We start from the raw sequence: 24686 nt of genomic DNA, 5'->3' as shown, positions 1-24686 counted from the left end.
AGGCGCCAGACCCTACCCAGGTAGTCGCGCAGTCCTGCCGGCCTCCTCAGGCCCTTGACCAGGGGCAGGTTGCGCAGGGTGGAAAAGCTTATGACGTCGTCCCGTCTCAGGGTGTGGTCGTGGGCCGAGGGCAATGCCGGCATCGCCAGCTAGCCTGCACGGGAACAGGCTGTTCATGCATCCCGATGAGGAGGCTTGGCAACGACACCGCCCCGGGCGCAAGGCGCACCGGGGCGGTGTGGTCAGGGGGGAGTGTCGTTCAGTGGGCGATGCCGGGGATCTCCACCTGGCGTGGGCAGGCCGTCCCGTCCGATGCGAAGAGGTGGCAGTGGTCACCGGCCAGCCCCAACACGACGGCCTGGTGCTCCTCGAGGTGGGCCAGGCCATCGAGGCGCTGGGTGATCGTGCCCTCGACGCCCTCGACCTGAAGGTGGGCGAGCGTCTCGTAGCCGAGCTTCTCGGCCACCATCAGCCGGGCCGCCAGCCGTGCCTCGCCCTGGTCGGGGGACACGAAGTCTTCGGCCCGCACGCCCAAAGTGGCGGTCTCGCCGGCCGTCAGGTCCCGGCCGTCCACCGCCACGGCCAGCGTCTCGCCGGAGGGCAGACGCACGCCGGTGCGCCGCGGGCCCGGGTCGACCACCGTCACCGGCAGGGTGTTGATGCGCGGCGAGCCGATGAACTCCGCCACCTCCAGGCTGTGCGGAAAGTGGTAGAGCGACAGCGGGGCACCAACCTGGGCGATGCGACCGCCCGAGAGCAGCACGATACGGTCGGCCAGCGTCATGGCCTCGACCTGGTCGTGGGTCACGTAGATCATGGTGGCGCCGAGGCGCTTGTGCAGCTCGGCGATCTGCACCCGCATCTCGACCCGCAGCGAGGCATCGAGGTTGGACAGCGGCTCGTCGAACAGGAACACCGCCGGTTCCTTGACCAGAGTACGGCCGATCGCCACCCGCTGGCGCTGGCCGCCGGAGAGGTCCTTGGGCTTGCGCTCGAGCAGCGTGGTGAGCTGGAGGATGTCGGCGGCGTGTTCGACGCGGCGGCGGATCTCGGCCTTGTCGGTGCGTGCGAGCCTGAGCCCGAAGGCCATGTTCTCGGCCACCGTCATGTGCGGGTAGAGCGCGTAGGACTGGAAGACCATGCCGATGTCGCGCTCCTGGGGCGGGGTCTCGTTGATCCGCTCGCCGTCCAGGCACATCTCGCCGCGGCTGATGTCCTCGAGCCCGGCGACCATGCGCAGCAGGGTCGACTTGCCGCAGCCCGAGGGGCCGACGAACACCACGAACTCGCCGTCGTTGATGGTCAGGTCGATATCCCGCGAGATCTCGACGCCGTCATAGTCCTTGCCGATGCCGTCGAGTGTCAGACGTCCCATGAGGCTTCCTCCGAATCGCTGGTGCAGCGGGCGATGGCGATGCCGCTGGCTGGCAGCCGCAGCGTGCCGTCCTGCCAGTGGCCGTTGACCATCGCCGGGGCGTTCTCGAGGGCCCGAGCGGCGCGCGGCGCCGTCAGCTCGCGGGGTTCCCCGGCGAAGTTCAGTGCCACCAGCAGGCGGCTGCCCTGGTGGGCGCGCTCGAGGCACAGCACCTCGTCGCGCACCGGGTGGTAGCGGATCTCGCCCTTGACCAGCGCTGGCTGGGTGCGGCGGAAGGCCAGGAAGGCGCGATAGGCGTTGAGCAGCGAGTCCGGGTCGCCGTCCTGCTGGTCCACGGCCAGGCCCAGGTGGGCGTCGGGCACCGGCAACCAGGGGGTGGCTGTCGAGAAGCCGCCGTGTGGGGCGTCGGCCTGCCAGGGCATGGGGGTGCGGCAACCGTCGCGGCCCTTGTAGGCCGGCCAGAATGTGATGCCGGCGGGGTCGACCAGCTGCTCGAAGGTGAGCTCGGCCTCGGTCTGACCGAGCTCCTCGCCCTGGTAGAGGCAGACGCTGCCGCGCTGGGTGAGCAGGAAGACCAGGTAGAGACGCAGCGCCGCGGCATTGCCCTCGGCATCCCAGCGGGTGGCCAGCCGGGTCACGTCGTGGTTTCCCAGCGCCCAGCACGGCCAGCCGTCGCCGATGCGCGCCTCCATGGTGGCCAGCGTCTCGCGCAGGAAGGTCGGGTCATGACGTTCGCCGAGCAGGTCGAAGGAGTAGGCCATGTGCAGCCGCCTGCCGCCCTGGGTGTATTCGGCCATCACCCCCAGCGAGTCATCGTCGCCCACCTCGCCGACACTGGTGGTGCCGGGATACTCGTCGAGCAGCGCACGCAGCCGCTCCAGGAAGGCCAGGTTCTCCGGCTGGGTCTTGTCGTAGAGATGTTGCTGGTAGCCGTAGGGGTTGTCGGGGCGCACGCCGATAAAGCCCTCGGTGATCTCCTCCCGCGGCGGATTGTCCTTGAGCTCGCCGTGGGTGCAGAAGTTGACTGCATCCAGGCGGAAGCCATCGACGCCGCGCTCCAGCCAGAAGCGCACCTCGCCGAGGATGGCTTCCACCACGGCGGGATTGCGGAAGTTCAGGTCCGGCTGTTCGACCAGGAAGTTATGCAGGTAGTACTGGCAGCGCCGGGTGTCCCACTGCCAGGCGGAGCCGCCGAAGATCGCCTGCCAGTTGGTGGGCGGGGCGCCGTCGGGTCGGGGGTCGGCCCACACATACCAGTCGGCCTTGGGGTTGTCGCGATTCGACCGACTTTCCACGAACCAGGGGTGCTGGTCCGAGGTGTGCGACAGCACCTGGTCGATGGTGACCTTCAGGCCTCGGGCATGGGCGGCTTCGACCAGGCGGTCGAAGTCCTCGAGGGTGCCGAACATCGGGTCGACGCCCCGGTAGTCGCTGACGTCGTAGCCGAAGTCTTTCATCGGTGAGGTGAAGAAGGGGGACAGCCAGATGGCGTCGACGTTGAGCGAGGCGATGTAATCGAGCCTGTCCATCACCCCCCGCAGGTCGCCGATGCCGTCGCCGCCGGCATCCATGAAGCTGCGCGGATAGATCTGGTAGATCACCGCGCCGCGCCACCAGTCGGCGCCCTGCTTGCCGAGATATCGCGAAGTGTCTGTGGTCATGGGCCTTGTCCTTAGTCGTCGGTCTCGAGGTCACGCGCCGGTCCGCGGGGCGTCAACCGCACGGGAAGAGCTGTCGAGCCATGGTGGCGGGAGCGCCGACGGGAGAAATCCTCCCGTCGGAGACGAGGCAGGCGTAGGCGGGGGGAGGAGGAGACGAGTGAGCCGGTGACTACTCCCCCTGGATGCGGGCCAGCAGGTCGCCGGCCAGGGCGATGGCCTCCTCGCGGCGGCGAATGTTCTGCTTCTGGTAGAGACTGCGGATGTGCGTCTTGACGGTGGTGGGGGCCACCGAGAGCTGCTCGGCGATCTGCTCGTTGGACAGTCCGGCATGGATCAGGCCCAGGATCTGCCACTCGCGACGCGTCAACGGCGAGGTGCGGATCAGCTCCGGCACATCAGGGCGGGCGACGATGTCGGCGATCACGGTGTCGTCGAGCATCAGGCGCACGGCCCGGCCGAAATCGCGCTGGCGGCCGGCCAGCTCGATCAGGCGCTCGGCCCGTGCGCGGGACAGGTCATCGAGCCCACTGTCCTCGAGCAGGGCGCCGAGCAGGTCGACCAGCGGCCTGCCCAGGCGCAGGAAGCTGCCGGTGAGGGCGGTGCGTGAGGCCAGCTCCAGGGCACCCGTCATGTGCGCCAGCGCCGTGGCTTCATGGCCGCACTGCCACTCGAGGGCCGCCAGGCACAGCCGGTTGCGGTTGGCATCGGTGACCAGCCCGAAGCGCTGGGTCTGTTGTTCCAGGGCCTCCAGCAAGGCCCGGGCCTGCTCGGTGTGACCGAGCAGCATCAGCGCACGGGCTTGATTGCGCGCGTTGGCCTGGGCGAAATGGTTGCTGGCGGTGTCGGGTTCGGCCGGCGGCGCCTCCTGCAGCCAGCGGGCTATGGCATCGCGGTCGTCGTTGGCCTGCCACCAGGCCAGCAGGGTGGCGTGGGCATTGGCGCGCCAGTCGATATGGTAGTCGCCCTCGGCCAGTATCTTGCGCAGGCGGCGGATATGGTCGGCGCACTGGGCCTGGTCGCCGCGGGCCAGGGCGACCTTGGCCAGGCTGACGTGACACTGCAGGGTCCAGGACTCGCCCTGGCGGTCGAGCAGCGCGATGCCCGCCAGGGCCGCCTGCTCGGCCTCTTCCAGTCGGTGCCATTCCCAGAGTAACTGACTGCGGATGCGATACAGGAACTCGGCCACCGGCAGGCGATCCAGGCCGCTGTGCTCGATATGCGCGAAGGCGCGTTCCTGGATGTCGAAGGCCGCCTGCAGCCGCCCCTGTGCCACCAGGGTTTCCGAATGGTGACACAGCGCCCACAGCATCAGCTGGTCGTCGCCGATGCGCTTGGCCTCCTGTTCCACCGTCTGGATGCGGGCCAGCGACTCCTCGAGATGGCCCTGTACGAAACGTGCCTCACAGAAGATGGCGCCGGCCGAGACGGGGGTGGCGGCCAGGTAGCGGGCCGGCAGGGTGAGGGCCCGCTCGGCCAGCGGGGCGGCCCGCTCGGCATCCCCACGGTTGATCGCCCGCTGCGCGCGCAGGGTGGCGAATTCGGCGGCGAGCTCCTGCCAGGCCGGCTCGTCGAGCTGGGCCTCGATCCAGCCGATGGCGCGCTCGGTGTGCTCGAACTGATATTGCGCATGGCTGACCCAGCCGTTCAGCAGGGTCAGCCGGGGCGAGGCACCGAGGCGGGGCTCGCCGAGGGTGTCCAGGCCACGGGCGAGCAGCGCGAAGTGGCCGTGGGCCAGCAGGTGGGGGCCCTGGCCCTCGATCAGGGTTGCCAGGGCCTCGGGGGCGTCGGCCTCGATGGCCTGGGCCAGCGCCAGGGCGGGGTCGCCCAGCGCCAGCCAGGCCTCGCTGGCGCGGCGATGCAGCCGTCGCTGGGAGTCCAGGCTCAGCTCGTGGCGGCGGTGTCGCAGGTACTGCGCGAACAGGGCGTGGAAGCGATACCACTGGTCATGGGGGTCGGGACGATGCAGGAACAGGCCGGCCTGGTCCAGGGCCTCCAGCCGCTGGGTGATCCGCTCGCCCTCCAGCAGTCGCGCCACCAGCGGCGGGGAGAAGCGTTCCAGCACGCCGAGCTGCAGCAGCAGATGACGGTCGCGCTCCCCGAGGGTCTCCCCCAGCAGGTCGTCGAACCAGGCCACGAAATCCGGATGCGCCCCGGACAGGCGCTCGAGCAGGGCATCGAAGCCGGCCCGGGTGGTAGTGCGCTCAATCAGCCAGGTCAGCGCCATGGGCCAGCCCTCGGTCAGGCGCAGGGCACGCTCCAGGCTGACCCGGGTCGGCGGAAAGCTGAGTTGCTCGGCGCACAGGGTCTGAGCCTCCTCCAGCTCGAGTGCCAGCTGGTCCACGCCGATCTCCTCCAGCTCGCCACGCAGACGCATGGCCGGCAGGCCCAGGGCCGGGCGGGTGCGCGACACCAGCGTCAGGGTCAGCCAGCGCGGCTGGTGGCGCAGCCAGTAGGCGAGCCCCTCGAGGATCGCCGGGTGACGGATGTGCTCGAACTCGTCGAGGACCAGCCGGCAGGGCGGAGCTTCGGCAGGCAGGCTGGCCAGCCAGGCCTCCAGCTGCGCCTCGAGGGAGAGGGCGTCATCCACTGCCGGCAGCGAGACCGCCAGGTGCTCCCCGCACAGCTGCGCGAGAGCGGCGGCGAAATAGGCGGCGAAGCGCGCCGGCTGGTCATCGCGGCGATCCAGGCATAGCCAGGCGGCTCGCTGCTCGAGCGCGGGAAGCCGCTCGGCGACCAGGGTGCTCTTGCCGTAGCCCGGCGGTGCCTTGACCAGCAGCACCCGGACGCATTCATCGAGGACGAACTGGTCGTTGAGGCGCGGGCGGGCCACCAGCGACACGGGCAGGGGGGGCGGCGCGAGCTTTTCCTGGATCAGTGGCATCGGGGCTCCCGAGACGAGCATGGCTGGCCTGGTATTATGCCCGACAGGCCGCGGGAGCCGGTGATGGCTACGACGAAGGTCCGGGGGAGGCCTGGCGTCACGGGATTGACCGGCTGTACCCGGTCATCCCGGTCCAGCCGGCGCGGTAGGATCACGAGTCCCTCGCCGATCACGGCGAGGCCATCACCGTCAGTCCCCGGCCCGCGCCCTCGCGCTGAGCCGGCCTGGCGGTTGCCTCAACTGCTCGAGCCTGAGCCCGAGGCCGCCCCGCCGACCATGCCGCTGCGCAGGCCCTCCCGGGGCGCCTGCGAGCGGAGGTGACTGGCCACGGCGTCCTCGGGCGAGCCGGCCATCTCGCGGAACATGCCCATGGAGCCGAGCAGGGCAGAGGACTCGTAGGGCACGAAGACCCGCTCGCCCTGCTGGGCCATGGTGGGCAGGGCCTTGATATAGCTCTGGCCCAGCAGATAGCCCACCACGGTGCGCTTGTTTTCCTCGCTCTCGCCGATGGCGCCCAGCACCAGCTTGATCGATTCCTGCTCCCCCTGGGCGCGCAGGATGGCCGACTCCTTGTCGCCCTCGGCGTTGAGGATCGCCGATTCCCGCTGTCCCTGGGCCATGGCGATGGCCGCCGCCTTCTCGCCTTCGGCCTCGGTCACGGTGGCCCGGCGCCGGCGCTCGGCGGCCATCTGCAGGCGCATGGCAGATTCCACCTCCTCGGGCATGGCGATGTCCTGGACCTCGACCCGGGAGATCTTCACCCCCCACTTGGAAGCCGCCTCCTCCATGGAGGACTGGATCTCGTTGTTGACCTCGGCGCGTGACTCGAACAGCTTGTCGAGCTCCATCTTGCCGACCACCGAGCGCAGGGTGGTCTTGGCCAGCACCTCCACCGCCTGGCTCATGTTCTCCACCTCGTAGACGGCGCGCTTGGGGTCGATGATCTGGTAGTAGAGGGCACCATTGATGGTGACCGTGACGTTGTCGGTGGTCACCACTGGCTGGCCAGGGAAGTCCATCACCGTCTCGCGGCGGTCGATACGCACCTCGTCGCTGGTGATGGCCTGGTAGTCCTCGCCGAGCTTGCGGTAGCGAATCATGGTGATGGCGCGGGGCTGCTCGATGAAGGGGATGATGATGTTGATGCCGCTCTCCAGAAGCCGGTTGAAGGACCCCAGGCGCTCGATGACCATGACCTCGGACTGGCGGACGACCACCAGGCCCTTGGCGATGATCAGGATGCCGATGACGACGATGATCAGGCTGAGAATCAGTCCCGGATTGATGGGCAGGTCCATGCTTATTGCTCCTTGGCAGTGGCGAGGGTGACGACGGCGGTGGTGCCATCGAATGTCTTGAAGGTCACGCGGGTCCCCACCGGCAGGTCGGTATCGCCGTTGCCGGCGAGGCGGATCCGGTAGAAGTCGCCATTGATCTTGATCCCGCGGGCGTCGTCGAAGTCCCGCGCCAGGACCGTGAAGTCGCGGCCCTGCTCCACACCGGTGCCGGTGGTGCCGTAGGCCACGCCCTTGGGCGAGAACCTGGGGCGAATCACCATGATCGCCAGCGGCGCGAGCAGGCCCGAGAACACCCCCATTCCCAGTAGCTGCCATGACAGGGACAGGCCCAGGGCGGCGAGGGCGGCGGTCAGGGCGGCAGCCACCCCCAGGGCCAGCAGCAGCAGGGCGCCGGATGTCAGCTCGGCGAGCCCCAGCAGCAGGGCAATGGCCAGCCACGTATAGGCGGGATTCCAGTCCATGTGGGCTCCGTGGTGTCGTGCAGGCGGTATGGTGGCACCGGCTGCAAGGAAAAGGCCGTTCGTCGGGTGGCCTACAGGCCATTATTAGCATAAAGCGGTGCATTAGGCCTGCGGGATTGTCCCCGCCACGTCCGCTTAACCAGATTGACACCTTTGGGGCGTATCACTTGTGGCCCGTCACCACCGATCATCAGAGGAAGCTGTCATGGCCTTCAATCGTCGAGCCCATTACGAGAACGCCGAGAACACGCCCAGCAATCCCGAGATTCGCTCGCCCATCGGCGAGATCATCGAGCGTCGCTTCTCGCGTCGCGGTTTTCTCAAGGGGGCTGGGTCGGCCGGCCTGGGCGCGGCGGCCATCGGTGCCATGAACCCCCTGGCCGCCGCCATCGCCGCCGAGGGGGGCAGTCTCGACCGCTTCGCCTTCGACGAGATCCGCCATGGTGTCGATACCACCCACCATGTGGCTCCTGGCCATGACGCCGAGGTACTGATCCGCTGGGGCGACCCGCTGTTCGCCGATGCGCCGGCCTTCGACCCGCACAACCAGAGGGCCGATGCCCAGGAACGCCAGTTCGGCTACAACAACGACTATGTCGGCTTCGTGCCCCTGGAAGGCCGCCTGGACCGCGGCCTGCTGGTGGTCAACCACGAGTACACCAACGAGGAACTGATGTTCCCCGGCCTGCCCGGCCCCCAGGACGCGCACGACTTCAGCGGCATCACCGCCGAGATGACCGAGATCGAGAAGGCCGCACATGGCCTCTCGGTGGTCGAGATCCGCCGCGAGAACGGTCGCTGGGGCTATGTGCAGGGCAGTCGCTACAATCGCCGCATCACCCCGCGCAGCACCGAGATCGCCATCGGCGGCCCGGTGGCCGGCCATGCCCGGGTGCGCACCGACGCCGACCCGGAAGGACGCCGCGTGATCGGCACCCTGAACAACTGTGCCGGCGGCATGACGCCCTGGGGCACCATCCTCACCTGCGAGGAGAACTTCCACGGCTACTTCCTGGGGGACGCGACCCACCACCCGGAGAAGGACAAGCTGGCCCGCTACGGGGTGCCGGGGGCGTCTTACAGCTGGGGCCGCCACGACGCCCGCTTCGACATCACCCGCGAGCCCAATGAGCCCAACCGCTTCGGCTGGGTGGTGGAGATTGACCCGCTCGACCCCGCCTCCACGCCGGTCAAGCGCACCGCGCTGGGCCGTATCAAGCACGAGGGGGCGGCAACGCTGATCGCCGAGGACGGCCGCCTGGTGGTCTACATGGGCGACGACCAGCGCTTCGACTATGTCTACAAGTTCGTCAGCCGCGACGTGGTCAACACCGCCGAGCCGGCTGCCAATCGCGACCTGCTCGATCACGGCACCCTGTATGTGGCCCGCTTCGACGCCGAGGGTCGCTTGACCTGGCTGCCGCTGGTTCACGGCGAGGGGCCGCTGACCGCCGAGGACGGCTTCGCCAGCCAGGCCGACGTGCTGATCGATACCCGCCTGGCCGCCGATGCCCTGGGCGCCACCCCCATGGATCGGCCGGAGGACATCGAGGCCAACGCCGTCACCGGCGACGTCTACGTGATGCTCACCAACAACCACAAGCGTGATGAAGAGCAGGTCGATGCGGCCAACCCGCGGGCCGAGAACCTCTTCGGCCATGTGCTGGAAATCATCACCGAGGGACGCCATACCGCCACCGAGAACCGCTGGGATATCCTGGTGCGCTGCGGGGATCCGACGAAGGGCGAGGTCGGGGCGATGTGGAACCCGGCGACCAGCGAGAACGGCTGGTTCGCCTCGCCGGACAACTGCGTGGTGGATGCCCGGGGCCGCCTCTGGGTGACCACCGACCAGGGCGACAAGTGGCCCAACTCGGGTACCGCCGATGGGGTCTGGGCCCTGGAGACCGAGGGCGAGCGACGCGGGACCGGCAAGATGTTCTTCCGCGTGCCGGTGGGTGCCGAGATGTGCGGCCCCTGCTTCACGCCCGACGATACCGCGCTGTTCGTGGCGGTGCAGCACCCCGCTGCCGATGGTGCCGAAGCCTTCCCGGGACACTCGGGCCGCTCCAGCTTCGAGACACCCGCCACTCGCTGGCCGGATTTCGAGGAAGGGGTGCCGCCGCGACCTTCCGTGGTGGCAATCACGCGACACGGCGGCGGCACCATCGGCTGAGAAAAGGCTGCTTGTCTGCTCCGCTCCGGCGGCGGCCAGCCTATCGTTGCTCGCAACGTCAATCAGCCCTTTTCTTCTTTCATTGGGATCAAGTGCTTCCGGGCGGCCTGCGGGCCGCCCGCTTGCGTTGGCGGGTCTTCCCCGGTCGGACTGCTATGCTGGCGGCAATGACATGGGGAGGATGACAGTGACAGGGTTGGTCTACTGGCTGGACATGGCGGGCGTGATCGTCTTTGCGCTCTCGGGGGTGATTCTTGCCTGTCGCTCGCGGATGGACCCCTTCGGCATGCTGGTGCTGGCGGCGGTGACCGGTATCGGCGGCGGTACCCTGCGTGACCTAGTGCTCGGCGTACGACCGGTCTTCTGGGTCACGGATCCGGCCTACCTGTGGGTAATCCTTGCCACCGTGGCGCTCTCCATCCTCGGTTTCCACTACATCCATCGCCTGTCGCGGGTCTTCCTGCCGGTGGCGGATGCCTTTGGCCTGGCGCTGTTTACCGTGATCGGTACCCACAAGGCACTGACGCTGGAGGCTCCCGGCGTGGTCGCGGTGTTGATGGGCCTGTTGACCGGGGTGGCCGGTGGCATGGTGCGCGACGTCCTGGCCCGCCGGGTGCCCATGGTGCTGCGCCAGGAAGTCTACGCCACGGCCTCCATCGCCGGTGGCGTGACCTTCGTGGTTCTCGAAACGCTGGACAGCCCCTTCGGGGTCTCCATCGCGGCATCGCTCGCCATCACCCTGGGCCTGCGCCTGGCCGCCATCTACTGGCGGCTTGCCCTGCCGGTATTCGCCTGGGTGGTGGTATCGCGTCCGCCACCCCCACCCGCGCAGTCACCCACGCCGGGGGAACCACCCCCCAAGCCGCTTCGTCCCAAGGCCCGCGTGAAACTCATCCCGCCGGAGCGCTCCCGGCGTCGGAAAGGGAAAACCCCATGAGTGTCTCGCTGTACCGCTCGGCGATCCTGTGGCTGTGGGTCATGGCCCTGCTGGTCGGCTGTGCCCTCGAGGGCCAGACGGCCGCCTTGCTCCCCGGCGAGGTGGCAGCAGAAATCCGCGCGAACTACGAACAGGCCCTGCCGAGGCTGCCGGCCAGCAAGCAGCGCCACTATGCCCAGCGGCTCTATCGAGTGACCGGGGATGAGCGCTTTCTGCCCTTGAACCGGGCCTATGGCCTGCGCCTGTTGACCTCCTTGCGCCAGGAGATCGACGGGCTGGCCGAGCCCGGCTATGCGCCACGACGGGCCCGGGAGAAGGTGGCGGACTATCCCGCGCGCTCGCTCAAGCAGCAGCGGCGCAAGCACATGCTCGGAGAGTGGGGGGAGATCGTCTATGCCAAGAGCCTGGCCTTTCAGCTGACTCAGGCCAGCTACCATGGCCTGCTCGACGAGGAGCACCTGCCGGGATACCGTCGGGCGCTTGCCTATCTGGAGGGCCTCGACTTCCGCCCCTTCCTGATCGATCCCGAGGTGATGGAGATCTATGCTGCCCAGGTGGCCAACCTGGTGTATTACCTCCACCATCTCGGGGTGGCGGACCTGCGTGACCCCGTCATCGCGGCCTTTCGTCGCCACTACCCTGTGGCGCGGGATGGCGAGCTGTCCCGTGCCTCATACCGTAACAAGATCTATGGCATGACCCACTTCGTGATCGCGGCGAGCGACTATTATCAGCGACGGGTGCCGGAGGGCGAGGTCGAGTGGATTCTGGATTACTTCGCGTCCCACCTGGACCGCATCATTGTCGAGACCAAGGCCGATATCTATACCGAGGTGGGGATCAGTTTCCTGCTGGCGGGCCGCGAGGATCATCCGGCGGTCCAGCGGCTGCGCGAGGCGCTGGTGAGGGCCTATGATCCCAGGGCGAGGATGGTGCCATCGGAGAGCGGTGGTACCGACCTGAGTTTTGGCGAGCACCGCAACGTGCTGGCGATCATGCTGCTCGGCTGGCCGGGTCGCCTGCATCCCGGACCGATGCTGGAGTTGCCGGCTCAGGAGAGGGAGTCGGCCGCCATCGCCGGCATGGCCGCATCGAGCTGCGGTGCCAGGGCTCTCTGGATATGCAGATAGAGGGGCATCAGGTCCTCGTGCATTTCCTTTTCTGCTTTTCTATGGTCGATGTAATAGGCATTGCGAATCCCATGGTAGACGATAGTTTCGCTGACCTTGGTGAAATGGAACCCCGAGAGAGCCAGCAGCCTGGGCAGCCTTGGTTCCATCATGGCGAAGACATGGCGACGTCCCGTGAGGCCGACCAAGGAATAGGTACAGAGGAACAGTCCAATGGCCAGGAGTGGAAACGTCTTCGCCTCAGCCTCGGAAAACCGATAGCCATCCCAGCCATAAGGCAGTGGTTCCTCTTTGCTATGGTGGGCGCGAAACGGCCGAGCAATGGCAAGACGTGAGACTTCGCACAGCTCTTCTTTTGGAAGGTCGTAGGGAGTGATGTCGGGATGATTGAAATGATCCCGGCCGTGGATCTCCACCGGCAACCGCCTTAGCGGCGAATCTTCCTCCTGGGAAGGCATGACCAGACGTAAGCAACCCGCTGACAGGCCACTAGCCCTGTGCTTGATCAGGCAGTGTATCGACGTGCTGTCGTACTCATCCTGCTCGAGGTGGTGGGAGCTGTCTTCCCGCATGTTGTAATGCAACTCGCGGAGAAAAACCTCGTGGCGAAGTGCAAAGACCTTTTTCCTGTCCTGGTCCTTGGTGGCGAGAATGAACTCATAGTCACGCTCGAAACTTTCGAAAAGGGCTTGGGTAGCGGCCCTCTTGGATTGCTTTTTCGGCTCGGCTCTCATGCACTTTTCCTTGAGGCTTAGTTGGTTTGCCAAGGCCTGGGCGTCGGCAGCATCATCGGTGGAGCACGCCTTTGGCGTCATTGTTATCCGATGCCACGGCGTAATTCTTCTCCAAAGGTTTCCATAAGGCTTTTGGGTCGACCAAGGTGGAAGCCTTGCCCATAGGTGATGCCATACTCTTGCAGGATGGGGATCAAGGATTCCTGATCGACGAATTCGGCAATGGCCTGCTTGCCGAACCCGGCGGCAATATCCGCGATGGCGCGTACGATCACACGGCTATCGGGACTAAGGGTCAGGCTGCGGATGAAGGAGCCGTCGATCTTGATGTAATCCACGGGCAACTGGCCCAGATAGTGGAAGCTGCTGAATCCGACGCCGAAGTCGTCCAGGGCGGTGCGGCACCCCAGGTCCCGGATGGCCTGGAGCACCCCGCGAGCGGTGGAAAAGTCGGTGACGGCGGCCGTCTCGGTGATCTCCAGGATGAGATGATGGGGATCGGCGCCGCTGCTGGCCAGCTCTTCGGCGAGGAAGGACTCGAGCCCCTTGTCGTGGAGGGACTGACCCGAGAGGTTCACCGCCAGGCTGATCCCATGCTCCTGCAGCTGTCGCAGGGCCTGCAGGCTGTGATGCAGGACCCAGCGATCGAGCTGGACGATCATCCCATTGCGCTCGGCGACGGGGATGAAGTGGGCGGGGGATACCAGCCGACCATCGGTCTCGCGCATCCGGATCAGCACCTCGTAGTGCTTCACGTCACGGTCCTCAAGCCGCACGATGGGCTGGACCATCAGCGTGAAATCGTCATCTTGCAGGGCCTTGCGCAGGCGCTCGACCCAGTAGACCCGCTCCTGAAGTTCGTCCTTGGCGCTCTCCAGGGTGGAGAGCAGGTGCCAGCGTTGCAGGCCGTTTTCCTTGGCCTTGTACATGGCGACGTCGGCACTGGCCATCAGGTCGGCGGGGGTCTCGCCGTGGATCGGGAACTGGGCAATGCCGATACTGGCCACGGCCCGGTGGCGACGACCACTAGCAGAGAAGCGGAGCCCCTCGAGTAACTGGTTGCAATGCTGGGCGATGGCGATGGCCTGGTCGGCATCGGCGTTTTCCAGCAACAGGGCGAACTCGTCACCGCCGAGCCTGGCGATGATGCCACGGTGACCGAGGTTGAGCTGTAGCGTATCCGCCACGTCGCGCAGCAGGCGGTCGCCGGCATGATGACCGCTAAGCTCGTTGACCTCCTTGAACTGGTCCAGGTCCAGCAGCAGCACGGCGCCCGTATGGCCTTGCTGCAGTGACAGCTGAATGGCCTCCTGGAAGAAGCGACGGTTGTAGAGCGAGGTCAGGGGATCGCGTTCGGCCAGCCAGGTCAGGCGGCCTTCGGCGGCCTTGCGCTCGGTGATATCCAGGCCCACGGAAATGCGTGCCATGCTGGCATCGTTGCCGTTGGGCAGGGGCGCGTGGTACCAGACGATGGTATGGACTTGGCTATCGGGCGTCAGCAAGGTGCGTTCCTCTTGCTGCGGTGCCTCGGTCGTCGCCACGGGAGAATGGCCGGGCGCATCGAAGATATCATCGAAATGGCGACCGATTAGCACGTCTTCGGCGATATCCAGCATGGAGAGGGTGTAGGCGTTGACCAGGCTGATGCGACCCACGCCATCCTGGGCGATGATGAAGACGCGAGCGGTATCGAGCAGGCTGCCGACGAAATCCCGTTCCTGGGCCAGCTCATCGACCCGCTCGGCAAGTTGCTCGCCCCTGGCCTCGACCTCTTCCTCGAGCAGTTCAAGCTGACGCGACAATTCCAGGGTGGTGCCTTCGAGGACGTCGATCTCGTCCGGCAGCCGGCGAGACTTGCTGGGTATGACCTCTCGTGCCTCGGCGAAGCCCCCGCGTGCGAGGGCGGGGAGCACACTGGCGATGCGACGCAGCCGCGACATCGGGCCCAGCAGGATGATCAGCAGCAGCAGCTCGGCCGCCAGCCAGCCGGCCACGCCGGCGTACATCAGGGTGCGCGTGTCGTGGTTGATGGCCTGGATCTGGGCAGTGATATCGGAGACCAGCAGGAAGTAGCCGGTACTGCGCCTGTCCTTGTCCTCTTCCATCCGCGATGCCGACAGCTCCAGGTGGCGCCCCTGGTGCTGGAGGTAGAACGGGGAGGCGGTCAGATCGGACAGGCTGGCCGCGGCTGAGGCCTGGCGCAGCAAAGGCAGGCTTTCCTCCTGTTCGGTCAACGCCATCAGCTGGCCGTTCCAGTCGTCCAGGCGACGCTCCTGAGGTAAGCCTCTGGCTTCCATGGGCCCCGTGACCAGCAGGGCCACTTCACTGCTTGAGACCGACTTGGCCTGGCGGGTGACGTCGGCAAGCGAGCGCGAGAGGATGACAAGGCCCACGCTCTGCCCATCCACCAGCACCGGAACGGCCGCATACTGCCGGCAGTCGATGGAGCAGCGCAGGGTCGTCAGAGGCATCTCGGTGCTCATCACCCGATCCACCCAGGCCATTATGGGACGCTGATTGCTGTCCAGGTCCTCGCCCCAGTTTCCCATCGCCCTTCCCTGGCGGTTGAAGACCATGATCTCCTCGACCCCGGCATCGAGCTGCAAGGTCGGCCATTGGGGCTTCAGGGCGGCGAGGATGTCGTCATCATCGCCTGATTGCAGCGAAGGGCCGAGTTGTGGGGAGGCCGCCGCCAGGCTGGCCAGCTGACGCAGGTTCTCCTCGGAGCGCCGCAGCGCCAGCTGGATTTCACGCTGCTGGCGTGCATGGTGCTGCATCCGGCCTTCCTGGAACTGGCGGGTGAGGTTCTGGTGGCCCAGCCAGGTGAACAGCGTGACCAGCACGAGCAGCAGGAGGCTGCTGAGCGCGATGACGCGCCAGGTCAGGCTCAGGCGGTGGCGGTTCTTGGAGAATGGTCTGGAGTTCATCTCTCCGGTTCCCTGTCTCGTCGGGTGTGGTGGCGGAGAGAACGTTAGAAACGGAGCGATAGCTGGAACAGCAGCATGTTCCAGTATCGGCTCGTCTCGTCGGGGGCCGGGTTGTCCTGGACCGGCAACCAGCCGGTGCCATCGACATGGTGGTACTCCCCTGACAGCATCAATCGGGGATGCGGCGTCCACTGGAGACCAAAGGTCACGTCCTTGGCAAACTGCGAATAGGCCGGACCGGCACCGCTCGCCTCGAATGCCTCACCATCGCGGTCATCTCGATCATTGACCAGACTGTCGTAGCGGACCAGCCATTGCCAGTTATCCAGGAACCGCCGGGTGTACTGGACGTACCAGCTTTCCCCGGTCGTTTCCGTATCGGGAAAGCTGTTGAAGCCCTCGAGCTCAAGTGTGCGCAAGGCGTATTCCGCCGTCAGGCTCCATTTGGCCTGGTTGTACTGAAACGAGAGAATCCATGGTTGGAAATGAAACTCCCCATCGCCAGGAATCGATCCCGGCGAGTCGTAATCGGCGTTCGCGCTTGCGGCGCTGAGGGCTGTAATGATACGCCCTCCGTCATGCTCGTAACGCACTTGGCCGATGGCCGACGTATCGGCATCGAGCGAGCCCGGGAATCGATCGAGGCCCAGTGTCCTGTCCACATCTTCCTCGATCCGAGTGCGGCCAAAGCCAACCTGAGACCGCACCGTGCCACTCTGCAATCGCTCTTCGTGATATAGGCTTATACCGTCACCCGCCAGGCCCAGCGAGCGGGTACGATCGAAATAGATCGATTGCGGCAGCAGGATACTTGGACGCGTGAAGGCCACATCCCGGGTCTGGTTATAGAAGCCGAACGGGTTCTTGAAGCGGCCGACCTGGACCCCGAAGTTGCGCTGCTGGTTCGACTGGATCTGGTAGTCGATCAGGCCATAGTCGAGCTCGGGGTTGGCGTCACTGCCATCCCCGCCGGCCCGCCGGCTGAGCACCTGGGCAGCGATCAGCACGTCCTCGTGGGGGCGCAATGACACATTGGCCCCGATCTCGGTGAACTTGAGGCTGCCCTCGTCACTGCTGCTGGGGCCGAAGAAATCGTTGTCGTCGGTGATCACCAGTGCCTGGCTCAGGAAACCATGCAGCTGGAGCGTATCCAGTACGTTCTCTTCCTCGCCGTGTGCCTGGGTGACGGTCGCGAGCAGCGCGGCACCTAGGAGCAGGGCGTGTCGCGGTTCACTCCATCGAAATGACTTGGACACGGTCATCCAGATACTCCCTCTCTAGATATCCCAGGGCACCGGAAGTGCTGGCAATCTGCTCGAGCATTCCCTCCTGAGTGCGAACTCGGTTGGGTGCCTGCCCCGTTCCCGAGAACACCACCCGGTCCCAGGCCAGCTGAAGCTGGTGGGGATAGACCGAGAGGCGCTCCTTGACGAAGCGGGCATGCACCGGGTGGCTGTTGGGTAATACGAAGACCCTGGCGGCCTGGCCGTCGGGCCAGGTGCGTTGCCGCATGGCAAAGATGGCCCGGGTGGTGTCCCGTGTCAGATGGTGTGTCTCGACATCGGCATTCGCCACCAGCAGCACGTCACGGTCCTGGGCCATTGCCAAGGGCATGGCGCCCAGGCCCAGCAACAGCAGGGCCATGAATCTCAGCCACGCCATGCGCTACGCCTCCTGCGCTCGTCGACATAGCGGAGGGGCGCCGGCCGGCGGGGAGGGCTCAGTGATAGAGCTCGCATGGCGCGCAGCACTCGCTCAGCCTGCAGGACCCGCGGTACCAGCAGGACCGAGTCGGAATAAGGGGCATAGGTGAGTCGATGACGCATTCTCCCTGCAGCCCGAACCGGGCTTAGTTATTATCCACGTCAGGCAAAGGTGGGGCAGATTTGATCTGCCCAGCCTTACGTTTATGCATAGCTTACCTTCATAAACTACATCACTGGAAGGCAATGTACAGGAGGGAGTTCAACGAGGTTTCTCACACCCGGCCAATCAGCCCGGCGGCTGGGGCCGCCGGGCGCATGTCTCAGCCGAAGACGCTAAAGCTGGCAGCATTGATCCACAAATGGGTGACGATGCTTGCCGCGTAGCCCAGCGCGATCACCGGTGCCCAGCGCAGGTGGCCCATGAAGGTATAGTTGCCACGGGCCTGCCCCATCAGCGCGACCCCGGCCGCAGAGCCGATCGACAGCAGGCTGCCCCCCACACCGGCGGTCAGGGTGATCAGCAGCCAATGCCCGTGGGACATGTCGGGCTCCATGGTCAGCACCGCGAACATCACCGGGATGTTGTCGACCACCGCCGAGATCACGCCCAGGGCGACGTTGGCCCAGGTGGCGTCCCAGCCGGTGTAGAGCGCATCGGAGAGCAGCCCCAGGTAACCCATGAAGCCAAGCCCCCCCACGCACATCACCACGCCATAGAAGAACAGCAGGGTGTCCCACTCGGCACGGGCCACCCGGTTGAAGACGTCGAAGGGCACGACGCTGCCCAGCTGCTCGAGCTTCTTCCAGTCACCACGCTGGGTATAGCGGCTGCGCTTGCGTTCCAGGGAGCGCGGCAGGCTCTGACGCAGGTAGTAGCCGAAGAACTGCAGGTAGCCAAGCCCCGTCATCATGCCCAGCACCGGCGGCAGGTGCAGCAGGGTGTGGTAGCCCACGGCGGTGGCCACGGTGAACAGGAACAGCAGAATGATCCGCCGCGCGCCGCGCTTGAGCCAGACGTCTTCCTCCAGGCTCGCCGGGACGCGATTCTTGATGAAAGCGCTCATCACCACGGCCGGGATGATGAAGTTCACGAACGACGGCACCAGCAGGGCGAAGAACTCCTGGAACTGGACGATGCCTGCCTGCCAGACCATCAGGGTGGTGATGTCGCCGAAGGGGCTGAAGGCGCCGCCGGCATTGGCCGCGACCACGATGTTGATGCAGGCCAGGTTGATGAAGCGCTTGTCACCTTCGGCCACCTTGGTGACCACCGCGCACATCAGCAGGGCGGTGGTCAGGTTGTCGGCCACCGGTGAGATGACGAAGGCCAGCAGGCCGGTGATCCAGAACAGCGTGCGGTAGCTGAAGCCCTTGCGCACCATCCAGCCGCGCAGGGCATCGAAGACCCGACGCTCATCCATGGCATTGATGTAGGTCATTGCCACCAGCAGGAAGAGCATCAGCTCGGTGAACTCCAGCAGGGTGGTACGGAAGGCGTGCTCGGAGTCCGCCGGGATCCCCGCCTTGACATAGACCCAGCCGATCAGGCCCCAGATGATGCCGGCCGCCACCAGCACCGGCTTGGACTTGCGCATATGGATCTTTTCCTCGGCCATGACCAGGGCATAGGCGAGGACGAAGATCACCACGGCCAGCAGGCCGACGAAGGAGGTAGTGAGGTCGAGTTCGCCCTGGGCGGCGACGGCGGGAGAGGCGAAAGCGACGAGCGAGAGGAGAAGAAACAGGATGCCAGGCCATCGAGCGGGGTGCCTGGGCCTGCTGGGGGAGGAACAGGTGGTCAGCATGGCGGCGGTTATCCTAAGGGCAGAAAGTGGATGAAAGGGTTCGAAAACGCACGAATTTTACCATATCGTGCTGAATCGAAACGCTTTCTGGCCTGCCTCTTTGGTAGGGGGCGGAAAGATTTCGGCGGTTCCCTGACGCCGGGCAGTTCGGCGCGATTCGATCCCCCGTCGGCGGGGAATTTATGGCATCATCTGCCCCTTCCGGTCGCGACCGGGCGGACCATCGCAACGCCAATGACTCAGGGCAGGCACAAGACGCATGTTTCTCGATGACTACCACTCGCGCACGGGCTCGCGCCTCTGCATCTCCGCAGAGCAGGCCAGCCGTTTCGCCAAGCGTGTCGCCGGTGACTTCAATCCCATCCATAACCCGGACGCGCGCCGCTTCTGCGTACCGGGAGATCTGCTCTTCGCCCTGGTGCTGGCGCGTTTCGGTCTCTCCCAGAATATGACCTTCCGTTTCCTGAGCATGGTCGGTGACGGCGTCCCGCTGACCTTCGCCGAAGAGGACGATGGCCTGATTCGCGTGCGTGACGACAGCGGCAAGTGCTTTCTCGAGGCGGAGCGCAGCGGTGAGGTGACCCACGACGAAGCTGTCGTCGAGGCCTTTACCCGGTGCTACGTGGCCTTCTCGGGGAAGAACTTCCCGCACTATCTCAAGCCGCTGATGGAAGAGCGGGGCGTGATGTTCAATCCCAAGCGCCCGCTGGTGATCTACGACAGCATGGGTTTTTCCCTGGACCGCCTGAACGGCATCGAGCCGGGCCTGGAACTGGTCGATTCCTCCCTGGCGGTGACCGGCAAGCGCGGCGATGCCCTGCTGGAGTTCCGCATCCTCGCCGGCGGTGAGGAAGTCGGTACTGGCTCCAAGAAGCTGGTGGTGAGTGGCCTGTGCCCCTACGACGCCGCGGCCATGGACGAGGTGGTCGAGGAGTTCTACCGGCTCAAGTCGGCCCACGAGGCCGAGGCCTGACCCGCGACGTCATCCGAGACGGGCTCTCGGCGGCGGACGCGAGCGGTCCCCCGGCCTCAGGACGGTGAGGGCAGCCCCAGTGTCATCCCGCCCAGGCCGCAGACCAGCACCACCAGCCAGGCCGGCCGTCGCCACACCGACAGCAAGGTGAAGCCCACCAGGGCCAGGGCGAACTCCGCCGGGCCAAGGATGGCGCTGGTCCACACCGGCTGGTAGAGCGTCGCCGCCAGCAGGCCTACCACCGCGGCATTGGCCCCCCCGCATCAGCGACTGGATTGCCGGCCGGGAGCGCAGGGCATTCCAGAACGGGATCACCCCCATCAGCAGGAGCAGCCCTGGCACGAAGATCGCCACCAGCGCGAGCAGGGCGCTGAGCACTCCGCCCGGGGCGGGCGCCATGACCATGCCCAGGTAGGCGGAGAAGGTGAAGAGAGGGCCGGGAATCGCCTGGGCCGCGCCATAGCCTGCCAGGAAGTCGTCGGCCGCCACCCAGCCGGGCTGCACCACCTCGGCCTCCAGCAGCGGCAGTACCACATGCCCGCCGCCGAACACCAGGGCGCCCGCCCGATAGAAGGCATCCACCAGGGCCACGCCCTGGCCGGCACCCGCCTGGACCACCAGCGGCAACCCCAGCAGCAGTCCCACGAAGCCGGTCAGGCAGGCGAGTCCCGTCCGAGGCGAGATGGCGAAGCTGAGCACCGGCGGCCTCGCCTGGCCGTCACCGCGGCAGCAGGCGAGTCCCGCCAGGCCGCCGAGCCCGATGGCCATCACCTGGCCGCCGGGGCCGGCCGCCGCGATCACCAGCAGGGCGGCTGCTACGGCGATGGTGGCACGGGCCCGGTCGGGGCAGAGGGTGCGGGCCATGCCCCATACCGCATGGGCGACGATCGCCACCGCCACCACCTTCAGGCCATGCAGCAACCCGGTGCCCAGCGGTCCCGCCAGGCTGGCCGCGCCCAGGGCGAACAGCATCAGCAGCAACGCCGACGGCAGCGTGAAGGCCATCCAGGCGGCCAGGCCCCCGAGAGGGCCGCCGCGCAGCAGGCCCAGGGCGAAGCCCACCTGGCTGCTGGCCGGACCGGGCAGGAACTGGCATAGCGCCACGAGATCGGCATAGGCATGCTCGTCGAGCCAGCCTCGACGAGCGACGAATTCGCTGCGAAAGTACCCCAGGTGGGCGATGGGACCACCGAAGGCACTCAGCCCCAGCAGCAGGAAGGCACGAAAGACCTCGCCGGCGCGGTGTGTATTGGTCATGCAGACTCCAGGTCGGTGAAAGGGGCATCGGCGCCGTCCGGGGCGAAGGCCGGTGTCGAAGCATGACTGCATTGTTTCGTCAGAGGATGACCAAGCGATGATACGAACGCTACTGGTGAGCGGCGACGGCCGGGTCGTGCAGGGGGGCGAGGAGCTGATCGCGCACTGGCGCGACGCGGCAGAGAGCCGTATCTGGATCGACCTGCAGGGAGAGGCCCCGGAGCGCGAGCGAATCATGCTGGAGGCCTTCGGCTGCCACCCCCTGGCCATCGACGATGCCCAGCGTGAACGCCATCCGCCAAAGATCGAGGAATTCGAGGAGCATACCCTGATTCTCTACCGAGGCATCTCCTCCTTCGACGCCGAGCTCAACTACGTGCCCCAGCAGGTTTCCTTCCTGCTCGGCGAGCGCTTCCTGATCAGCCTGCACCCGGGATTGGCGCTGAGCATCGATCGCCTCCGGGAGCAGGAGGGCGGCACCCTGCTCCAACGCTCGCCCGAACACGTGGCGCTGCGAGTCATGTACGCCTCTGCCGGCTACTACCTGGACAGCCTGCTGGAGTTCGAGAACCAGCTCAGCGATCTGGAGGATGCGCTGATCGACGATGGCAGCGATGCCCTGATGCGTCGGGTCATCACCTTACGCTCGCGGCTGGTCAAGATGCGTCGGGTATTCAACTACCACCTCGGCATCACTCAGGAGCTCACTGCCTTCGACTACGCCCATCTGCCCCGGGATAACGAGGAGACCCTGCACGCCATCAATGATGTGCACGAGCGTTTCGAGCGGCTGCATAGCCTGACCCAGATGTACTACGACATCTGCGGCGACCTGATCGACGGCTATCTCTCCCTGTCGTCGCATCAACTCAATCGCACCATGCGGGTGCTGACGGTGATCACCGCGATCTTCGTGCCCCTGACCTTCATCGCCGGCATCTACGGCATGAACTTTGCCCACATGCCGGAGCTGACCTATCGCTACGGCTACGTCCTGGTGCTGCTGGCGATGCTCGCCATCGGCCTCGGCCTGGTGTGGGTGTTCCGGCGAATCAAGTGGCTATGAGTCGCACCCGACGCGACGGGGTGAGGCAAAAGGACGCAGCCAGGTGGTCGCCACTGCGTCGGAATCCTGGGCGCGGCGTTGCAACCCCTTGATTTCATAGCCTGGGCGGAGAGCAAGGTCGGTCCGGCGGGGCGTGCCGCGGTGAGGGTGGCGGTTGGCCCGACGGGCATGGGACCTTAGTCTCGGTCTATCCATCCCCTTTCGGACCCGACCATGCATCCCCAGCGAGAGCAACTGCACAACGAGCTCCATGCCCGCCCGTCGATCTACTTCTCGGAGCCGGCCCATCTCCACCACTATGCCTTCCTGGACACCGACGGCGTCTGCGACGGCATCATCTCGCGCCTCTGCGAGCTGGCCGGGACCCGCTTCGCCCCCGGGGCGGTGCAGGGCATCCTGACCCTCGAGGAGGGGCAGGTACTGAAGTGGGAGCGCCATACCGAGTTCTTCACCCTGACCCTGATGGTGCCCCGGGCGGGCGACGGCGAGATCTGGCCACCGCCGCCGCCGCGCCTGGCCGAGATCGCCGAGGCCCACCGGGAGGCGCTGATCAACGCCACCGTGATCCTGGTCGAGTCGCAGGCCTCCTGGAGCGGCGACACCGAGGCCTGCGGATTTCGCGATCCGGCCGGGTCGCGCATCGGCGGAGGCGATGCCACGGTGTGGAGCGACTTTCGCCTCGACGCGCATGGCGTCAACCGTCTGCTGATCGTCAATCGCGCCCTCAACGACTTCCGCCTGGGGCGCATGGCGCGCCGCCTGCTGGAGATCGAGACCTACCGCATGATGGCCTCCCTGGCGCTGCCCCAGGCCAAGCAGCTCGGGGCCGAGCTGGCGGGGTTCGAGGCCGAGCTGGGCGAGCTCTCCGATCGCAATGCCGAGGACCACCCCGAGGGACCGCGTCCGCTGCTGAGTGCCATCGCTTCCCTCTCCGCTCGCCTGGAGCGCAGCGGCGCCCGTAGCCGTCACCGCTTCAGCGCCACCGAGGCCTACGCCAAGATCGTCTTCACCCGGGTGGAGGAGTTGCGCGAGACCCGGGTCGGGGACTGCCAGCGGCTGGGCACCTTCCTGATGCGCCGCTTCCTGCCCACGGTACGCTACTGCGCCGCCGTGGACCGCCGCCAGGAGCAGCTGGCCGCGAATGTGGCACGGCTCAACGACCTGCTGCGAACCCGCGCCCAGGTGGAGATCGAGGAGCAGAACGCCGAGATGCTCAAGAGCCTCAACGAGCGCACCAGCAGCCAGCTGAAGATCCAGAAGGCCGTCGAGGGCCTGTCGATCATCGTCATCAGCTACTACATCTTCAGCCTGATCAAGCTCGCCCTGGAGAGTCTCGGGGCGCTGGGCATGCCCATCGAGCCGCGCGTCGCCGCCGGGGTGTTCGGCCCGCTGGCGGTGCTGGTCATCGGGCTGCTGGCCTGGCGCATCTGGCGGGTCAAGCAACACTAGTGCCTTGCATCAGAGGTTGGCGATGGCCGCTCGCCACCTCTTCAACGAACCTCTGAAACGGGGGTACCAGGCGGGACCGATGCCGGCCGGGCTGGCCGGCATCGGGGTCACGGCGGGCTCACTTCAGGTAGACCTGGCCCTGCTCGTAGAGACTGCGGCAGTCGTTGGCGTCGTGGTAGCGATCCTCGTCGATGTTCAGCGAATGCACCCCCGGGCCGCCGAAGCGCGGATCGTCGCACTCGCCGTCGTTGGCCCAGCGGCTGGTGTTGTCACCCCACTCGATGCCGCCGGCACTGCTGCCCGAGCTGACGCCGCTGGCGCCCCAGGACGGACTGGCCTCGGAAATGTTGAGGACGGCGTCCTGCAGCTCACCGGCGGCATAGGTGCCGACCCAGATGTTGTAGTTGCCGGCCGGCGGGTTGTTCCACTTGATCCCGGGATTGGTGCCGGCCATGGTGGAGTAGTCGTCGTTGCAGTGCCAGTTGCCGGCGGCGTCGTAGACCACCAGGGTGGTGTCGGCCGGGGACTCCACGAAGATGCTCAGCACATGCTGGCCGGCCTCGTAGTTGAGGTCCAGGTCGGGCTTGTCGCTGACGTAGCCGCTGCAGTTGGGGCCCGCCTCGCCGGCGGAGCGGCTGCCGCCGGCACTGAGGCTGGTGCGATGCGGGTCGGGCTGGAACCCGGAGACGAGGTTCACGGTGCCGTAGGACGGGGCGGCTTCCCACTCCAGGGCCTGGACGCCCGCCGTGTAAGACAGTAGTGGAAGGGCCACGAGCGCAGCCTTGCGATAGATCGACATAATCCCTTTTCCCTTGCGATGAGAGTTCGTGCGCCTGGCGCACCCGGGTAA

17 protein-coding genes and 1 pseudogene are annotated in these 24686 nt (G+C 66.4%); 6 read left to right on the top strand and 12 right to left on the bottom strand.

Annotated features, from left to right (window positions below; genetic code table 11):
* Positions 1–259 precede the first annotated feature (259 nt).
* The 5 genes from ugpC to EKG36_RS16855 form a co-directional block, all read right to left on the bottom strand.
* Positions 260–1375, bottom strand: a complete 1116-nt coding sequence (gene ugpC / locus EKG36_RS16875; protein ID WP_126486224.1) for a sn-glycerol-3-phosphate ABC transporter ATP-binding protein UgpC — start codon at positions 1373–1375, stop codon at positions 260–262.
* Positions 1363–3036, bottom strand: a complete 1674-nt coding sequence (locus tag EKG36_RS16870) for an alpha-amylase family glycosyl hydrolase (protein WP_126486222.1) — start codon at positions 3034–3036, stop codon at positions 1363–1365. Before EKG36_RS16870 ends, ugpC begins: the two co-directional genes overlap by 13 nt.
* Before the next feature lie 169 nt (positions 3037–3205).
* A complete protein-coding gene (gene malT, locus EKG36_RS16865; protein ID WP_126486220.1) occupies positions 3206–5917 on the bottom strand; it encodes an HTH-type transcriptional regulator MalT in 2712 nt (903 codons plus the stop codon).
* A gap of 236 nt (positions 5918–6153) precedes the next feature.
* A complete protein-coding gene (locus EKG36_RS16860; protein ID WP_126486218.1) occupies positions 6154–7215 on the bottom strand; it encodes an SPFH domain-containing protein in 1062 nt (353 codons plus the stop codon).
* A 2-nt stretch (positions 7216–7217) separates the two neighbouring features.
* Positions 7218–7676 (bottom strand): nodulation efficiency, NfeD-like protein, encoded by a 459-nt coding sequence (locus EKG36_RS16855; RefSeq protein WP_126486216.1) that lies wholly within the window; start codon positions 7674–7676, stop codon positions 7218–7220.
* Between the two features lie 205 nt (positions 7677–7881).
* Here EKG36_RS16855 and EKG36_RS16850 point away from each other — a divergent pair, with 205 nt between their 5' ends.
* The 3 genes from EKG36_RS16850 to EKG36_RS16840 all read left to right on the top strand — a co-directional run bounded on the left by EKG36_RS16850 (position 7882) and on the right by EKG36_RS16840 (position 11919).
* Positions 7882–9852 carry a PhoX family protein gene (locus tag EKG36_RS16850; protein ID WP_126486214.1) on the top strand — a complete coding sequence of 657 codons (1971 nt, stop codon included), beginning with the start codon at positions 7882–7884 and terminating at the stop codon, positions 9850–9852.
* A 187-nt stretch (positions 9853–10039) separates the two neighbouring features.
* Positions 10040–10789, top strand: coding sequence for a trimeric intracellular cation channel family protein (locus EKG36_RS16845; protein WP_126486212.1), 750 nt, complete (start codon positions 10040–10042; stop codon positions 10787–10789).
* Positions 10786–11919, top strand: coding sequence for a DUF3541 domain-containing protein (locus EKG36_RS16840; RefSeq protein WP_126486210.1), 1134 nt, complete (start codon positions 10786–10788; stop codon positions 11917–11919). The genes EKG36_RS16845 and EKG36_RS16840 overlap by 4 nt, the downstream gene beginning before the upstream one ends.
* Here EKG36_RS16840 and EKG36_RS16835 read toward each other — a convergent pair.
* From EKG36_RS16835 to nhaD, 5 genes are all read right to left on the bottom strand, one after another.
* Positions 11841–12653: a PEP-CTERM/exosortase system-associated acyltransferase gene (locus EKG36_RS16835; RefSeq protein WP_185827589.1), complete on the bottom strand. Its 813-nt coding sequence runs from the start codon at positions 12651–12653 to the stop codon at positions 11841–11843. The genes EKG36_RS16840 and EKG36_RS16835 overlap by 79 nt on opposite strands.
* 83 nt (positions 12654–12736) lie before the next feature.
* On the bottom strand, positions 12737–15580 hold the full coding sequence (locus tag EKG36_RS16830; protein ID WP_126486206.1) for a bifunctional diguanylate cyclase/phosphodiesterase: 2844 nt from the start codon (positions 15578–15580) through the stop codon (positions 12737–12739).
* Between the two features lie 44 nt (positions 15581–15624).
* Positions 15625–16842 carry a hypothetical protein gene (locus tag EKG36_RS16825; RefSeq protein WP_246007545.1) on the bottom strand — a complete coding sequence of 406 codons (1218 nt, stop codon included), beginning with the start codon at positions 16840–16842 and terminating at the stop codon, positions 15625–15627.
* Positions 16811–17242, bottom strand: a complete 432-nt coding sequence (locus tag EKG36_RS16820) for a hypothetical protein (protein ID WP_185827588.1) — start codon at positions 17240–17242, stop codon at positions 16811–16813. Before EKG36_RS16820 ends, EKG36_RS16825 begins: the two co-directional genes overlap by 32 nt.
* Before the next feature lie 364 nt (positions 17243–17606).
* Positions 17607–19091, bottom strand: coding sequence for a sodium:proton antiporter NhaD (nhaD, locus tag EKG36_RS16815; protein ID WP_126486204.1), 1485 nt, complete (start codon positions 19089–19091; stop codon positions 17607–17609).
* A 259-nt stretch (positions 19092–19350) separates the two neighbouring features.
* On the opposite strand from nhaD, the gene EKG36_RS16810 reads away from it, so the two are divergent.
* Positions 19351–20064 (top strand): DUF3581 domain-containing protein, encoded by a 714-nt coding sequence (locus tag EKG36_RS16810; RefSeq protein ID WP_126486202.1) that lies wholly within the window; start codon positions 19351–19353, stop codon positions 20062–20064.
* A gap of 56 nt (positions 20065–20120) precedes the next feature.
* On the opposite strand, the pseudogene chrA reads toward EKG36_RS16810, so the two are convergent.
* Positions 20121–21321: pseudogene (gene chrA, locus EKG36_RS16805) on the bottom strand (chromate efflux transporter).
* Positions 21322–21418: 97 nt separating this feature from the next.
* Between chrA and EKG36_RS16800 the strand changes: the two are divergent.
* Positions 21419–22387: a magnesium transporter CorA family protein gene (locus EKG36_RS16800; RefSeq protein ID WP_126486200.1), complete on the top strand. Its 969-nt coding sequence runs from the start codon at positions 21419–21421 to the stop codon at positions 22385–22387.
* Positions 22388–22600: 213 nt separating this feature from the next.
* Positions 22601–23836: a DUF3422 domain-containing protein gene (locus tag EKG36_RS16795; protein ID WP_126486198.1), complete on the top strand. Its 1236-nt coding sequence runs from the start codon at positions 22601–22603 to the stop codon at positions 23834–23836.
* 118 nt (positions 23837–23954) lie between these two features.
* Here the strand turns inward: EKG36_RS16795 and EKG36_RS20530 are convergent, their stop codons facing one another.
* Positions 23955–24635: a hypothetical protein gene (locus EKG36_RS20530; protein ID WP_185827587.1), complete on the bottom strand. Its 681-nt coding sequence runs from the start codon at positions 24633–24635 to the stop codon at positions 23955–23957.
* Between the last annotated feature and the right edge of the window lie 51 nt (positions 24636–24686).

This window comes from Halomonas nitroreducens, from assembly GCF_003966155.1.
Lineage (GTDB): Bacteria > Pseudomonadota > Gammaproteobacteria > Pseudomonadales > Halomonadaceae > Halomonas > Halomonas nitroreducens.
The sequence above is the reverse complement of the archived record's forward strand: the minus strand, read 5'-3'. Positions and strand labels throughout refer to the sequence as shown.